Origin of the sequence: Variovorax sp. R-27, from assembly GCF_049913215.1 — a bacterium.
Classification (GTDB): Bacteria; Pseudomonadota; Gammaproteobacteria; order Burkholderiales; family Burkholderiaceae_C; genus Variovorax.
In genome coordinates this window covers 881,143-895,776 of sequence record NZ_CP183984.1, presented here as the reverse complement: position 1 = coordinate 895,776, position 14,634 = coordinate 881,143, and the positions used below count along the sequence as shown (strand labels likewise).

Sequence of the window (14,634 nt, the reverse complement as noted above, 5' to 3'; positions counted from 1 at the left end):
GGTTGGTGCAACTCAAAATGCGCTGTCGGTCAATGCCGGGGTGCCCTGCGACAATCGGGAAATGCCTTTCGCCCCATTGCAAAACGACACTTTCCTGCGAGCCTGCTGGCGCCAGGCCACCGACCACACGCCCGTCTGGCTCATGCGCCAGGCCGGCCGCTACCTGCCGGAGTACGTCGCCACCCGCGCCAAGGCGGGCAGCTTCATGGGGCTGGCCACCAACACCGACTACGCCACCGAGGTCACGCTGCAGCCGCTGGAGCGCTATCCGCTCGACGCGGCCATCCTGTTTTCCGACATCCTGACGGTGCCCGACGCGATGGGCCTGGGCCTGTCGTTCGAGGCCGGCGAGGGTCCGCGCTTCGCGCGCCCGGTGCGCGACGAAGCGGCCGTGGCCGCGCTCGAAGTGCCCGACATGGACAAGCTGCGCTACGTGTTCGATGCCGTGGCCTCGATCCGCAAGGCGCTGGACGGCCGCGTGCCGCTGATCGGCTTCTCGGGCAGCCCGTGGACGCTGGCCTGCTACATGGTGGAAGGCGCGGGCTCCAGCGACTACCGCCTCGTGAAGAGCATGCTCTACGGCCGCCCCGATCTCATGCATCGCCTGCTGGCCGTGAATGCCGACTCGGTGGCCGCGTACCTCAATGCCCAGATCGACGCCGGCGCGCAGGCCGTGATGGTGTTCGACAGCTGGGGCGGCGTGCTGGCCGACGGCGCGTTCCAGGAATTCAGCCTCGCCTACACGGCCCGCGTGCTGGCCGGCCTCAAACGCACCGGCGCCGACGGCCAGCCCGTGCCGCGCATCGTGTTCACCAAGGGCGGCGGCCTGTGGCTCGACGCCATGCGCGAACTCGACTGCGAGGTGCTGGGCGTCGACTGGACCGTGAACCTGGCCTCGGCGCGAAAGCAGATCGCCGAAGGCTCGGACGGCAAGGCCAAGGCCCTGCAGGGCAACATCGACCCCAACGTGCTGTTCGCGCCGCCCGCGCAGATCGAGGCCGAGGTGGCGAAAGTGCTGCAGGCCTTCGGCAAGCCCCACGCCGACCGCAGCACCCAGGGCCCGACGCACATCTTCAACCTGGGCCATGGCATCAGCCAGTTCACGCCGCCGGACCACGTGGCGGCGCTGGTGCAGGCGGTGCACGCCCAATCGCGCGCGCTGCGCAGTTAACACTGCAGTCTTCGGGAGCGGGCCGGCGGGGCACCGAGGCGCCCCGTAAAGTTGGTACGAAGCCGTTTGTCAAGCGCAAAAACGGCATATCGGTCTGACTTATGCACAAAACCCGTGTTGCACTGCGCAAGATTTTCCGGGGGACCTCCCTCTTTGCTCCTAAAGAGATAGCGACGCTAAGTTATTGATTTATATAGGATTTGAACTTTGCTTTTTTTCCGGGCATTCCAGCCAGAGCCTTGATTTTCAAGGCCCCGCAGCGAATCGAGCCGGCTTGTCAACAAAGTTATCCACAGAAACTCTGGACGGCCTCCAAAGCTCTGAAAAATCAACGACTTAAGCGCTCTTGCTCAAAGTCTCCTTAACAAACCTTTCCAAGAAGGACCGCTCATCTCCACAGCCGGCCTCCCCTTAGACAGCGCTTCCCAGCCGACGAACGGTGCGCCGCCAGCACTGCCGTGGCGACTCGACATCGCGGTGCAGACGCCCGCGCATGCCGCGCTCGGCGACCTGCTGAGCTACGCCAGCGCCGAGCCGATGCCGCCCGGCACGCTGGTGCGCGTACCGCTGGGCAAGCGCGAAGTGCTGGGCGTGGTCTGGAACGAGCCAGTTTCGCTGGTGGGTGCCGAGCCCGACATGGCGCTGAAGCCTGTGGGCGCGGCGCTCGACGCGCTGGCCCCGCTGGGCGAGGCGTGGCGCGACCTCGTGGCCTTTGCAGCGCGCTACTACCAGCGCTCGATCGGCGAGATCGCGCTGGCCGCCCTGCCGCCGCAGCTGCGCGACCTGTCGACGACGCAGCTGGCGCGCCGGCTCAAGCGCAAGACGACGGCCGGGCCGGTGGCCGAAACAGCCGAGTCGGCGAACCTGATCGCGCTGAGCGCGGAGCAGACGGCCGCCCTGGCGCGCATCGAGACCGAAGCAGGTACTTTTTTGCTGGTCGGCAGCACCGGCAGCGGCAAGACCGAGGTCTACCTGCGCTGCGTGGCCGACCTGCTCGCGCGCGACCCCGAGGCGCAGGCGCTGGTGATGGTGCCCGAGATCAACCTCACGCCGCAGCTCGAAGCCCGCTTCAAGGCCCGCTTCGGCGAAGAAGCGGTGGTGTCGCTGCACAGCGGCATGACCAACCCGCAGCGGCTGGCGAGCTGGCTGGCGGCGCACAGCGGCGCGGCGCGCATCGTGCTGGGCACGCGCATGGCGGTGTTCGCGTCGATCCCGGGGCTCAAGCTCATCGTGGTCGACGAAGAGCATGACCCGAGCTACAAGCAGCAGGAAGGCGCGCGCTATTCCGCACGCGACCTCGCCGTGTGGCGCGGCCAGCGCGAAAAGGCCAAGGTGATCCTGGGCTCGGCCACGCCCTCGCTCGAAAGCTGGCACCAGAGCCGGCCCGCCGAAGGCGAAGACCCGGGCGGGCGCTATGTGCGGCTGGCCATGCCCTCGCGCATCGGCGCGGGCGAGTTGCCGGCCGTGCGGCTGGTCGACATGAACCTGCAGCCGCCGAAGACGGTGATTTCGGGCGCGCTGCTCGACGCCATCGGCCAGCGCATCGCGCGCGGCGAGCAGAGCATGATCTTCTTGAACCGGCGCGGCTACGCACCGGTGCTGGCCTGCGGCGACTGCGGCTGGAAGAGCGAATGCCCGCACTGCAGCGCCTACCGCGTGTTCCACAAGATCGACCGCACGCTGCGCTGCCACCACTGCGGCTTTACCGAGCGCGTGCCGCGCGCCTGCCCGGCCTGCGGCAACCCCGACATCGCGCCCGTGGGCCGCGGCACCGAGCGGCTCGAAGAGCACCTGGCCGAGCTGTTCTCGGCCGTGAAGCACCCCGATGGCAGCGCGGTGCGCATCGCACGCATCGACGCCGACAGCACCAAGAAGCAGGGCGCGCTCGAATCGCAGCTCGCGGCCGTGCACGCGGGCGAGGTCGACGTGCTGGTCGGCACGCAGATGATCGCCAAGGGCCACGACTTTCGCCGCATCACGCTGGTGGCGGCGGTGAACCCCGACGGCGCGCTGTTCTCCAGTGACTTCCGCGCGCCCGAGCGGCTGTTCAGCCTGCTGATGCAGTCGGCCGGCCGCGCGGGCCGCGATGCCGCGTATCTCGCGGCGCAGGGCGCCAAGGCCGAAATGTGGATCCAGACGCACCATGCGCAGCACCCGCTGTTCATGGCGCTGCGCAAGCACGACTACGCCAGCTTCGCGCAGCAGCAGCTCGACGAGCGCCGCGCGGCCGGCATGCCGCCCTTCGCGTTCCAGGCGCTGCTGCGGGCCGACGCGCGAGAGCAGTCGGTGGCGCAGGGCTTCCTGAACATCGCAGCCGATCAGGCCGAGGCGATACCGGGCTCCGACCTCGTCACGCGCTACCCGGCGGTGCCGCTGGCGATCCAGCGCGTGGCCAATGTGGAGCGTGCGCAGATGCTGATCGAAAGCCCCTCGCGCGCCGCGCTGCAGCGGCTGCTTGCGAGTTGGCAGCCGCTATTGCACGAACTGCGGCGCACGCCGGAGGGCAAAGGCGTGATCCGATGGCTCGTCGACGTCGATCCGCACAGCATCTGACTGGCGGCAATCAACCTGAGACCGCGGTTTCAGTGGTAGCCAGTGGGCTCCTTGCCCATGTCCACATAACGCAGCTCGTTGTGCCTGCGCCGCGCGATGCTCACGGGCCAGGCGAACACCACGAGGCTCAGCGCGGCGAGCGCGAGCCCGGTGGCGGTGCCGAACTTGCCGGCATGCCAGAACCAGCCGACGCCGGCGAGACATACCAACCACAGCAGGATGCGAAAAAGAATTGCCATTGCGCGCCCCTTCACACCTTTGACTTGCAAGCACTGTAGCAGCGCATCTGCAAACTCAAGCATTCATCTGAAGTCATAGCGATATCTATGTCTTACGGCCTGCCTCGGCCTACCCGAAAATTTGTGAAAAAAGAGTTGACGACATGCCTCGTCGCTGTTCAAGCTGTAACAGCGCGCGAACTCCTCGCGGGTTTCGCGTTCCAAACTGGCTCGCTCATCGAAGGCAAAGGGTAGGTCGCCGTGAAACCGCCGTCTTTCTCAGGTTGGGTTCTCTCGCTCGCGTCGTGCCTCGCCTGCGTTTTTGCCGCACCCGCCGCCTCGGCGGCCGAGCTCGATCTGCAGGGCAGCCGCCTGGTGGTGTCGGGCATGCTCGACGGCACCGCGATCAAGGAATTCACCGACCAGCTGGGCAGCGGAACAGTCCATACCGTGGTCTTCGAAGACTCATTCGGCGGCACCGCCGAAGCAGCGGGTGCATATGCCGACGCCATCCGCGCGAGCGGCGTGCAGACCGAAATACGAGGCCAATGCATGGCCGCCTGCGCCTATGCCTTCCTGGCCGGCAAGACACACCGCTTCGGCTATGGCCTGCAGGTCAACGGCATCCTGCTGCCGGTCGCGTCGCGCCCCACGGCTGCCGAGCTGGCAATACGCTGGCGCGGCGACGAGGCCCACAAGACGCTGGCCGACTTCACGCCCACCGCCACCTCGGCAGCCAAGCCGGTGGAAGCCAGCGCCCCGCCCGTCGTCAAGGACAACTGGCAGCCCGACCACGGCGTGCTCTTCACCGCGAGCCCGACGCTCTTCGGCCGCATCTACAACACCTACTACTGCGACGGCACGCAGGGCCGCGACTTCTCGAAGTGCGAGCGCCTTGCCGATGCCGACCCGTACAAGCTCGGCGTCCTAACCCCGTAGCACGCTCACCGCGAGCGGAAAGCTGAAGAAGGCGATCGCCGTCGTCCACAGGATGATGCGCGCGATGCGTCCGTTGTCCGCACCGAAGCGCTCGGCCAGCATCGACACATTGCTCGCGCTTGGCAGCGCCGCGACCAGCACGATCACCACCAGCGCCTCGTGCGACAGCGGCAACCCGAGCGCCATGGCGCCCAGCCCCAGGCCCCACACCAGCAGCGGATGCGCGAGCAGCTTCACCGCCACCACCGGCAGCACGTCGCTCCACGGTGCCTTGATCGCAGGGCTGCGCGCCGTGGTGCCCATGGCCTCGGCCACCGCGGCGCTGGCGCCATGCTCGCGCGCCAGCAGCGCCGAACGGGCCAGCACCGCCCCGATGGTGAAGAGCGCCACCGGCGAGGCCGCATCGGCCAGCATGGCGATGGTGCGCTCGATGGGCCCGGGCAGCGGCCAGCGCGCAGCCGACAGCAGCACGCCCAGCAGGATCGACCACGGCATCGGGTTGACGACGATCCCGCGCAGCGCCTTGCGCGCGGCCTGCGTGGCACCGTGCCGCCCCGAGCCACCCGCACCGTCGAGGCGCGACAGCGCAATGCACAGCGACGAAGTCACCACGAGGTCGAACGCGATCGTGATGATCATCGGCCCCGCTGCCTGAGCCCCAAGAATGGCCACCAGCAGCGGCACGCCCATGAAGCCGGTGTTCGGAAACGCAGCCACCAGTGCGCCGAAGGCCGCGTCGTTCCAGCCGATGCGCGCATTGCGCGTGAACGTCACCACGCCCGCCACCACGGCCAGCGCGCTGATGCCCCAGACCAGTGCGACGCTGCCGTCCAGCAACTGGCCGATGGGCGTGCCCGCGCCGAAGCGCAACAGCATGCACGGCAGCGCGAAATACAGCACGAAGGTGTTGAGGCCGGGAATCGCGTCCAGCGGCAGGATGCGGGCGCGGGCCGCGCCATAGCCGGCCGCGATTAACGCGAAGAAAGGGAAGGTAACAAGGAATACAGGCAGCACCGGACCATTGTCGTTGCCCACCAGCAGGCTGCATCGGCGTGTCCGGCCTACAACCCCGCGGGGGGCCGGCCCCGTATCATTGCCCGCTTTGCGCCTGCCGTTCCCCACGGCGTTCTCCACGGCCTTTTTCCGGTTCTCTTTTTCTCCAATGTCTCACGGTCTCAATCCCGCGCAGCTCGAAGCTGTCAACTACATGTACGGTCCCTGCCTGGTGCTTGCCGGTGCGGGCTCGGGCAAGACGCGGGTGATCACTCACAAGATCGGCCGCCTCATCCAGTCGGGCATCGCGCCCCAGCGCATCGCGGCCATCACCTTCACCAACAAGGCAGCCGCAGAAATGCGCGAGCGCGCAAAAGACCTGATCGGCAAGGACGCACGCAAGGTCGTTGTCTGCACCTTCCACGCGCTGGGCGTGCGCATGATGCGCGAGGACGGCGCCGTGCTCGGCCTGAAGAAGGCCTTCAGCATTCTCGACAGCGACGACGTCACCAAGATCCTGAAAGACGCCGGCGGCACCACCGACGCGGCCACCGCCCGCATCTGGCAGTGGACCATCAGCAAGTGGAAGAACATGGGCCTGAACGCCGCGCAGGCCGAGGCACAGGCCGCGGACGACAACGAGCGCATCACCGCAAAGATCATGGGCCGCTACGAAGAGCGCCTGGCGGCCTACCAGAGCGTGGACTTCGACGACCTGATCGGCATGCCGCTGAAGCTGCTCTACGAATTTCCCGAGGTTCGCGCCAAGTGGCAGGCCGCGCTCGGCCACATCCTGGTGGACGAGTATCAAGACACCAACGCTACCCAGTACGAAGTGCTCAAGGCCCTGGCCGGCGAGCGCGGCCACTTCACCGCGGTGGGCGACGACGACCAGTCCATCTACGGCTGGCGCGGCGCCACGCTCGACAACCTGCGCAAGCTGCCGGTCGACTATCCCAAGCTCAAGGTCATCAAGCTGGAGCAGAACTACCGCTCCACCAGCGCCATCCTGCGCGCGGCCAACAACGTGATCGGGCCCAACCCCAAGCTGTTTCCGAAGACGCTGTTCTCCGAACTCGGCGAAGGCGAGCCGGTGCGCATCGTCGATGCCGACAGCGAAGTGCACGAGGCCGAGCGCGCAGTGGCGCGCATCGTGAGCATTCGCGCAGGCGACGCCATCACGCAGGGCAAGCAGCACAAGGAGTTCCGCGACTTCGCCATCCTGTACCGCGCCAACCACCAGGCACGCGTGTTCGAGCAGGCGCTGCGCAAGGCGCAGATTCCGTACAAGGTCTCGGGCGGCCAGAGCTTCTTCGACCGCGCCGAAATCAAGGACCTGTGCGGCTGGTTCCGCCTGTGGGTCAACAACGACGACGACCCGGCATTCCTGCGCGCCATCACCACGCCCAAGCGCGGCATCGGCCACACCACGCTCGCGAGCCTGGGCACCTTCGCAAGCCAGTACAAGCTGAGCCTGTTCGAGGCGCTGTTCAGCCCCTCGCTGCCGAGCGTGATGCCCAAGCGCACGCTCGAAGGCATCCACGAGTTCGGCCGCTACATCAACGACCTGGAATACCGCGCGCGCCGCACCATGGGCGCGGAAGACTCGCGCACCTTCATGCTCGACTGGCTGAAGGAGATCGACTACGAGAAGCACCTCTACGACGGCGAGGACAGCGAAGCCGCCGCGGCCTCGCGCTGGACCAACGTGCTCGAATTTGTCGACTGGATGTCGCAGCGCGCCGGCGGCACGCTGGACGACGCCTCGGGCGCCAACGACAACATCGAAACCGAACGCAAGAGCCTGCTCGAAGTGGCGCAGACCATCTCGCTGCTGTCGACCATCAGCGAGCGCGAGCAAGACCAGGACGTGGTCACGCTCTCGACGCTGCACGCCTCCAAGGGCCTCGAATGGCCGCACGTGATGCTGATCGGCGTGAGCGAGGGCCTGCTGCCCTTCAAGCTCGACGACGACAACGGCCGCCAGCAGAAGGTGAGCGAAGACACGCTGCAGCGGCTGCAGGAAGAGCGCCGCCTGATGTACGTGGGCATCACGCGCGCGCAACGCAGCCTGGCCGTAAGCTGGACCAAGAAGCGCAAGCAGGGCCGCGAAATGGTGCCCTGCATACCCAGCCGCTTCATCGCCGAGATGGGCCTCGACAAGGAAACCATCAAGGAAGACCCGCGCGAAAAACTCAAGGCGCTGCGCGCCGAGTTCGCGCGCAAGGCGCAGGACAGCGCGGCAAAGGCGGCGGCAGCCGCAGCGGCGCCATGAGGACGACCGCCACTGCCGCGCTGCTGGCCGGCGCCCTCCTCGCACTGTCGGGCTGCGCCTCCACCCGGGGCAGCGCCGACTGCCCCGCCGACGCGCGCGACCTGCCGGTGCAATCGCTCTACGGCCGCTGGGAAGCTCGCTTCGACAACCTGCCGGCCGTGGCCGCCGTGCAGCTCGGCAAGCACCCCGACTACGACGGCGTGCGCGGCACCATCACGCGCAACGGCGCCAACCCGGCGAAGGCCACGGTCGCGCAGCTCGCGGGCGATGTGGACGACGAAGGCGCGCTCTCCATCGACGAATCGCAGGACGGCCGCGCCATCAGCGGCGTGTGGTCGGGCAAGCTGCAGGCCGGCTCCTGCGGGCGCGAATTCAGGGGCACGTGGCGCAACGCCGCGGACGAAAGCACGCATCCCTTCGTGCTCAGCAAGACGGTTGCCCAGGAAGGAAAGCAATGATGACGACGACACGACGACAACCCCGTTTCAACCTCCGCGCGCTCGCGGCCGTGGCCGCCTGCCTCGGCGGCGGCGCCGCGGTGCACGCACAGGCCGTGGACAAGCCAGCGAGCCCGCTGGCCGACTCCCAGCTCACCTGGCAGCAGTGCGCCGCGCTCGGCGCCAACAACGAAGCGCGCCTGGCCTGCTTCGACCGCTGGGCGCAACAGCAGACGCTGCCTTCGGTGTCGGTGCCCGTGGCGCCGCCCGTGCTGGCGACCACGCAGCCGCCGGTGGACTCATCGATCCCGGCCACGCGCATCGTCTCGGTCGCCACCACCGAAGGCTGCCGCGACCGCCAGTACTCGGCGCTCTCGCGCTTCTGGGAACTGGAGAACGCCACCGACTGCGGCACCTTCGGCTTCCGTGGCTACCGCCCGCTCAACGTGTCGGTCTCGGCCGCCACCAAGAAGCCCGAGACGCCGACCTCGCCCTCGGCCGGCCACACCGCCGACCCGGTGGCCTACCAGGCCAACGAGATGCGCATCGGCCTGTCGGTGCGTACCAAGCTCGCGCAAGGCATGCTCACGCAGGACGACCCGACCAAGAAAGACTCGCTGTGGTTCGCCTACAGCCAGCAGTCGACCTGGCAGCTGTTCAACGGCGCCATCTCGCGGCCCTTCCGCACCACCGACCACGAACCCGAGCTGATGTATGTCTACCCGACCGACTTCAAGCTGCCGGGTGGCTGGCGCTGGCGCTATTCGGGCCTTGGCATCGTGCACCAGTCGAACGGCCAGACCCTGCCGCTGTCGCGCAGCTGGAACCGCGTGTACCTGATGGGCGGCGCCGAGCTCGACGACCGCTTCACCATCACCGGCCGCATCTGGAAGCGCATTTCCGAGAATGCCGCCAAGGACGACAACCCCGACATCGCCGACTACTACGGCCGCGCCGAAATCACCGGCCGCTGGAATCTCAACCGCGACAACCAGCTCGCAGTGACCGTGCGCAACAACCTGCGCGATAGCGGCCGCGGCTCGGTGCGCCTCGAATGGCTCAAGGCCATCGGCGACCCGACCAAGAGCAACCTGCGCTTCCACACGCAGCTGTTCTCGGGCTATGGCGACACGCTGGTGGATTACAACCGCAAGCGCACGGTGCTGAGCATTGGTCTCAGCCTCGTCGATTTCTGATTCACTTCACACGTCGTATCCCACAATGAGCGCAGACCTCACTCCCGTCGACGACACGCAGCGCGAGATCATCGCGGCGCTGCATGTCGCGCCCGTCTTCGATGCCGCCCACGAGCTGGAGCGCCGCACCGACTTTCTCGCCAGCTACCTGAAGCGCACCGGCCTGAAGACGCTGGTGCTGGGCATCAGCGGCGGCGTCGATTCGCTGACCGCCGGCTGCCTCGCGCAGCGCGCCGTCGAGCGGCTGCGCGCCACGGGCTACGACGCCACCTTCATCGCGATGCGCCTGCCCTACGGCGTGCAGAAGGACGAAGCCGAAGCGCAGGCTTCGCTCGCGGTGATGAAGCCCGACCGCATCATCACCGTCGACATCCGCCCCGCCGCCGACGGCATGCTCGCCGCCCTGAAGGCCGGCGACCTGACCTTCCGCGACGCGGCACATGAAGACTTCGTGCTCGGCAACATCAAGGCGCGCCAGCGCATGATTGCGCAGTTCGCGGTGGCCGGCGCGCACGACGGCATCGTCATCGGCACCGACCATGCGGCCGAGGCGCTGATGGGCTTCTTCACCAAGTTCGGCGACGGCGCGGCCGACATCACGCCGCTCACCGGCCTCAACAAGCGCCGCGTGCGCGCGGTGGCACAGCTGCTGGGCGCGCCCGACGCGCTGGTCTACAAGGTGCCCACCGCCGACCTCGAATCGCTGGTGCCGGGCAAGCCCGACGAAGATGCCTTCGGCGTCACCTACGAGCAGATCGACGACTTCCTCGAAGGCAAGCCGGTGTCGGCCGCGGCCCGCCAGATCATTCTTGCGACGCATCGCAAGAGCGCCCACAAGCGCGCGCTGCCCGTCGAGCCCTTCTGACGACGGCGGCCGTGGAGTGCGCGGCGGCAAGGTGCAGGATCGCTGGCCGGTGTATCAACAAGCGGGCTTAGGCCTTCGCAAAAAACCATGACACACAACGACATGCGACAGACCTTCGACACGATGCGTGCCGCGAGCCTGCGCGCACAGACGCCGCCGTGGAACGAGCGCGCCGACCGCCTGAAGCGCCTGCGTGCGCTGGTGAAAGACAACCGCCAGGAAATCGCCGCCGCCATCAGCGCCGACTTCCATCACCGGGCTGCGCAGGAAACCGAGCTTGCCGAAGTGTTCCCCAGCATCGAGGGCCTGCAGCACGCGCTCGCGCACGGCAAGGCATGGATGCGCCTGCGCCGCCGCTCCACGGGCCTGTGGTTCAAGCCCGCGTCGTCGCGGATCATGCCGCAGCCGCTGGGCGTAGTGGGCATCGTGGTGCCGTGGAACTACCCGCTGTACCTGGCGGTGGGCCCGATGACCGCGGCGCTGGCGGCGGGCAACCGCCTGATGGTGAAGCAGTCGGAGTTCACGCCGCGCTTCGCCGAGCTGTTCGCCGCGCTGGTGCGAAAGCAGTTTTCCGAAGACGAGATCGCCATCGTCAACGGCGACGCAGAAACCGCGCGCGCCTTCTCCAGCCTGCCCTTCGACCATTTGCTGTTCACCGGCTCGACCGCTGTCGGCCACCACGTGATGCGCGCCGCGAGCGAGCACCTCACGCCGGTGACGCTGGAGCTGGGCGGCAAGTCTCCCGCGATCATCGGGCCCGATGCCAACTTCGACAAGGCCGTCGAACGCATCCTCGTCGGCAAGACGCTCAACGCGGGCCAGACCTGCATCGCGCCCGACTACGTGCTGCTGCCCGAAGGCCAGCAGCAGCGCTTTGCGGACAGCGCCCGGCGCGTGTTCGCCTCGATGTACCCGGCGCTGGCCACCAACACCGACTACACGAGCATCGTGAGCCCGCGCCACTTCGCACGGCTGCAGGAGCTGTCGGCGCTGGCGCAGGAGCAGGGCGCCTCTGCCCTGCCCTTGTCCGACACGGCACCCGACCCTGCGACGCGCCGCTTTCCGCCGGTGCTGCTGACCGGCGTGAACGACGGCATGCGCGTGATGCAGGAAGAAATCTTCGGCCCGCTGCTGCCGGTGCTGACCTACAAGGGCATCGACGAAGCCATTGCGTACGTCAACGCACACCCTCGCCCGCTCGCGCTGTACCTGTTCGAGAAGAACAGCGCGACCATCGAGCGGGTGATGGAGAACACGGTGACCGGCGGCGTGTCGATCAACGAGACCCTGCTGCATGTCGCACAAGACAACCTGCCCTTCGGCGGCGTAGGCGCCAGCGGCATGGGCGCGTACCACGGCGAGCACGGCTTCGAGACCTTCTCGAAGATGAAGCCGATCTTTCACCAGTCGGCGCTGAACGGCCTGGGCCTGTTCAAGCCGCCCTACGGCAAGACCTTCGAACGGATGATGAAGCTGCTGGTGCGCTGAAGGATCAGCGCCCAGGGTCAGCGGGTCACGACCTTCCAGCGCCCCGCCGCGATCTCCGCGGCGTAGGGTGCAGGAATGCTCGCGCCGTAGCCGTTGTCGCGAACGACGGCGTCGTAGCTGCAGACGGCCTGCCCTGCGGCGTCGTACAGGGTCCATCGCACTTGCGTGCCATCGGGCGCTTCATGCACCACCTGCATCGAGGGCGCGCCGATGTTCGCGCCCACGTGGGCATAGCACGCGTCGACGGTCATGGGCACATGGGGCGGAAAGGGCTGGTTGCCGGGCAGATCGAACCATTCGTCATGCGCGAGCATGCTGCGCTCGGCGACCTTCCAGACGCGATGCCGCAGGAAGTGCTGGTCGGCATAGCGCGCGGAGAACGGCCGGCTCTTCAGGTACGCGCGCATGTCGCCCGCGATGTCTGAGAAGACGCCCTGGCACGCGCCCCACATGCCGGCAAGTATCAATTCGGTGTGCGAGTGGTAGTCGCGCATGACGTGGAACCAGCGGTCCGACGCGCACCATGCACGCACGGCAGCCTGGTCGCGCGTGGACAGCAGCGAGTCGGCGTCGCGGAACTGCACGCGGTCGATATCGCGGTCGTCGAGCGCGAGAAAACGCCACATGGTGCCCGGCAGGTCTTCGCCGCCGACCGAACGCACGTCGACCACCGACGCGCCCGCATGCGCCAGTCGCTCGCACACTGCCTCCGGCACCGAGGCATCGACGTAGAAGCGACAGACCCATGCCGGGAAGAACTCGTGCGCGGCCCGCACATTGAGCAGCGCCATCTCGCAGTAGCGCGGATTGCTGCCGAACAGGCTGAACGCGATGACGTTGCGATGGCGGCTTCTTTCGTCGAAGCACCGTGGCGCGGGCGAATCGACCGTGGCAGCGGCTACTTCCGTTGCAGCCTCCTGCAGCTTGAGCCACAGCGACACCGAGCCGAACTCGCCCGCCTCGTCCCGCTTGCCCAACTGCCCCGCCGCTTCCGCCAGTCCGTCGTAGGTGTTCGCGGTCTTCAACTCGCTGGCGACGCGGCAGTAGAGGTGGTAGGCCTGTTGCGGCTGGTCGAGCCGCATCAGGCACAGCGCAACGTCGGCCAGCGGCTGCAGGCTGTGCGTGGCCTGCCAAGCCTGCATTGCGAACTTGTGCGCCTGCGCGTAGTCGCCCTGCGAGAAAGCGGCGCGGAATTGCTCGCCCAGCGCATTCAGCGCCTGCTGCGTAAGCGCAGGCCTGCGGCCCGGAATCACCGGTTGTCTTCTCTTCACACGCTGCTCCTCAGCGCTCGCGCAAGGCTTCGCGCGCCTTGTTCAGCGGCTTGACCAGATAGTCGAGCACCGACTTGCTGCCGGTGTGGATGTCCACCGTGGCGATCATCCCGGGCACGATCGGGAAGTTCTTTTCGCTCCCGTTCTTCAGGTGGTCCGCGTCGGTGCGGATGTACACGCGGTAGTAGTACACGTCGCGCTTCACGTCGTCCTGGATGGTGTCGGGCGAAATGGTCGTCACCTTGCCCGGCAGGCCGCCGAAGATGGCGTAGTCGTATGCCGTGACCTTCACCGTCGCGTCCTGCCCCGGGTGGATGAAGGCCACGTCGCGCGGCGAGATGCGCGCTTCAACCAGCAGTTTCTCGTCCAGCGGCACGATCTCCATGAGCTTGCCGCCCGGGGGCAGCACGCCGCCCACGGTGGTCACGGCGATGTCCTTCACGATGCCGCGCACCGGCGAGGCGAAGGTCAGCCGGGTGAGTGAGTCGGAGCGCCCGCGCGTCACCGAGCGCTGTGCCTCGATTTCGGCATTGGCCTTGGCAAGCTCTTCGCGTGCCTTCACGTAGTACTGGCTCTTGATGTCGGCGGCCTTGGTCTCGGCCTCATTGATCTGGCGCTTGAGGCGCAGCACCTCCACATCGCTCGCGGCGCCGCGCGACACCAGCGGCTCGGTCAGCGCGAGTTCGCTGCGCATCAGCGCCAGCGCCTGCGTCACGCCGGCGAGGCTGCTCGCAAGCTGTTCGCGGCGCGAGCGGTAGAGCGCGGTCTCGGTGCGCACGAGGTCGTCGTCCGACTGCACCTCCGGCGGAAACGCCAGCGGCATGCCGCCCACCTCGGCCGCGAGGCGCGCCGACATGGCGAGCGCGGCGCGCACGCGCGAGGCGCTTTCCTGCACGGTCGACTCGGTCTTGGTCCTGTCGAGCTGGGCGAGCACCTGCCCGGCATCGACGATGTCGCCCTCGCGCACCTTCAGGTCCACCAGGATGCCGCCTTCGAGCGACTGGATCATCTGCTCCTTCGACGAGGGCACCACCTTGCCCGTCCCGGTGGACACCTCGTCGAGCTTGAAAGACCACGCCCAGGCCAGCAACGCGACCAGCGCCGTCCCGACGATCCACACGACCAGCGAGGCGCGCGGCAGCGGCGGCTCGGCTGGCGAATAGCTCACTACGGGAGGCGTCTTCGGGCGCGGAAGCTGTGCTCCCTGTTTGCCCTGCCCGACCTGTGT

Annotated in this window: 12 protein-coding genes; 8 read left to right on the top strand and 4 right to left on the bottom strand. The window is 67.6% G+C overall.

Annotated features, from left to right (window positions below; genetic code table 11):
• Positions 1–61: 61 nt before the first annotated feature.
• Positions 62–1,171 (top strand): uroporphyrinogen decarboxylase, encoded by a 1,110-nt coding sequence (hemE, locus tag ACN9MV_RS03960; protein ID WP_426391363.1) that lies wholly within the window; start codon positions 62–64, stop codon positions 1,169–1,171.
• A gap of 477 nt (positions 1,172–1,648) precedes the next feature.
• On the top strand, positions 1,649–3,724 hold the full coding sequence (gene priA, locus ACN9MV_RS03955) for a replication restart helicase PriA (RefSeq protein WP_426391362.1): 2,076 nt from the start codon (positions 1,649–1,651) through the stop codon (positions 3,722–3,724).
• A gap of 29 nt (positions 3,725–3,753) precedes the next feature.
• On the opposite strand, the gene ACN9MV_RS03950 is transcribed toward priA, so the two are convergent.
• Positions 3,754–3,963, bottom strand: a complete 210-nt coding sequence (locus ACN9MV_RS03950; RefSeq protein ID WP_093057220.1) for a hypothetical protein — start codon at positions 3,961–3,963, stop codon at positions 3,754–3,756.
• Between the two features lie 240 nt (positions 3,964–4,203).
• Between ACN9MV_RS03950 and ACN9MV_RS03945 the strand changes: the two genes are divergently transcribed.
• Positions 4,204–4,881: a hypothetical protein gene (locus ACN9MV_RS03945; protein ID WP_426391361.1), complete on the top strand. Its 678-nt coding sequence runs from the start codon at positions 4,204–4,206 to the stop codon at positions 4,879–4,881.
• Here the strand turns inward: ACN9MV_RS03945 and ACN9MV_RS03940 are convergent.
• Positions 4,870–5,895 carry an AEC family transporter gene (locus ACN9MV_RS03940; protein ID WP_426391360.1) on the bottom strand — a complete coding sequence of 342 codons (1,026 nt, stop codon included), beginning with the start codon at positions 5,893–5,895 and terminating at the stop codon, positions 4,870–4,872. The genes ACN9MV_RS03945 and ACN9MV_RS03940 overlap by 12 nt on opposite strands.
• 148 nt (positions 5,896–6,043) lie before the next feature.
• Here ACN9MV_RS03940 and ACN9MV_RS03935 point away from each other — a divergent pair, with 148 nt between their 5' ends.
• The 5 genes from ACN9MV_RS03935 to ACN9MV_RS03915 all read left to right on the top strand — a co-directional run bounded on the left by ACN9MV_RS03935 (position 6,044) and on the right by ACN9MV_RS03915 (position 12,135).
• A complete protein-coding gene (locus tag ACN9MV_RS03935) occupies positions 6,044–8,149 on the top strand; it encodes an ATP-dependent helicase (protein ID WP_093057218.1) in 2,106 nt (701 codons plus the stop codon).
• Positions 8,146–8,607 (top strand): hypothetical protein, encoded by a 462-nt coding sequence (locus ACN9MV_RS03930; protein ID WP_093057217.1) that lies wholly within the window; start codon positions 8,146–8,148, stop codon positions 8,605–8,607. The genes ACN9MV_RS03935 and ACN9MV_RS03930 overlap by 4 nt, the downstream gene beginning before the upstream one ends.
• Entirely contained in the window at positions 8,607–9,782 is a 1,176-nt protein-coding gene (locus tag ACN9MV_RS03925) for a phospholipase A (protein ID WP_093057216.1), read from the top strand. Before ACN9MV_RS03930 ends, ACN9MV_RS03925 begins: the two co-directional genes overlap by 1 nt.
• Before the next feature lie 25 nt (positions 9,783–9,807).
• Positions 9,808–10,647 (top strand): ammonia-dependent NAD(+) synthetase, encoded by an 840-nt coding sequence (gene nadE / locus ACN9MV_RS03920; RefSeq protein ID WP_426391359.1) that lies wholly within the window; start codon positions 9,808–9,810, stop codon positions 10,645–10,647.
• An 87-nt stretch (positions 10,648–10,734) separates the two neighbouring features.
• Positions 10,735–12,135 carry a coniferyl aldehyde dehydrogenase gene (locus tag ACN9MV_RS03915; protein ID WP_426391358.1) on the top strand — a complete coding sequence of 467 codons (1,401 nt, stop codon included), beginning with the start codon at positions 10,735–10,737 and terminating at the stop codon, positions 12,133–12,135.
• 17 nt (positions 12,136–12,152) lie between these two features.
• Here ACN9MV_RS03915 and ACN9MV_RS03910 read toward each other — a convergent pair whose 3' ends face one another.
• Both ACN9MV_RS03910 and ACN9MV_RS03905 read right to left on the bottom strand, forming a co-directional pair.
• Positions 12,153–13,406 (bottom strand): tetratricopeptide repeat protein, encoded by a 1,254-nt coding sequence (locus tag ACN9MV_RS03910; protein WP_426391357.1) that lies wholly within the window; start codon positions 13,404–13,406, stop codon positions 12,153–12,155.
• 10 nt (positions 13,407–13,416) lie between these two features.
• On the bottom strand, positions 13,417–14,574 hold the full coding sequence (locus tag ACN9MV_RS03905; protein WP_093178248.1) for an HlyD family type I secretion periplasmic adaptor subunit: 1,158 nt from the start codon (positions 14,572–14,574) through the stop codon (positions 13,417–13,419).
• Positions 14,575–14,634 lie beyond the last annotated feature (60 nt).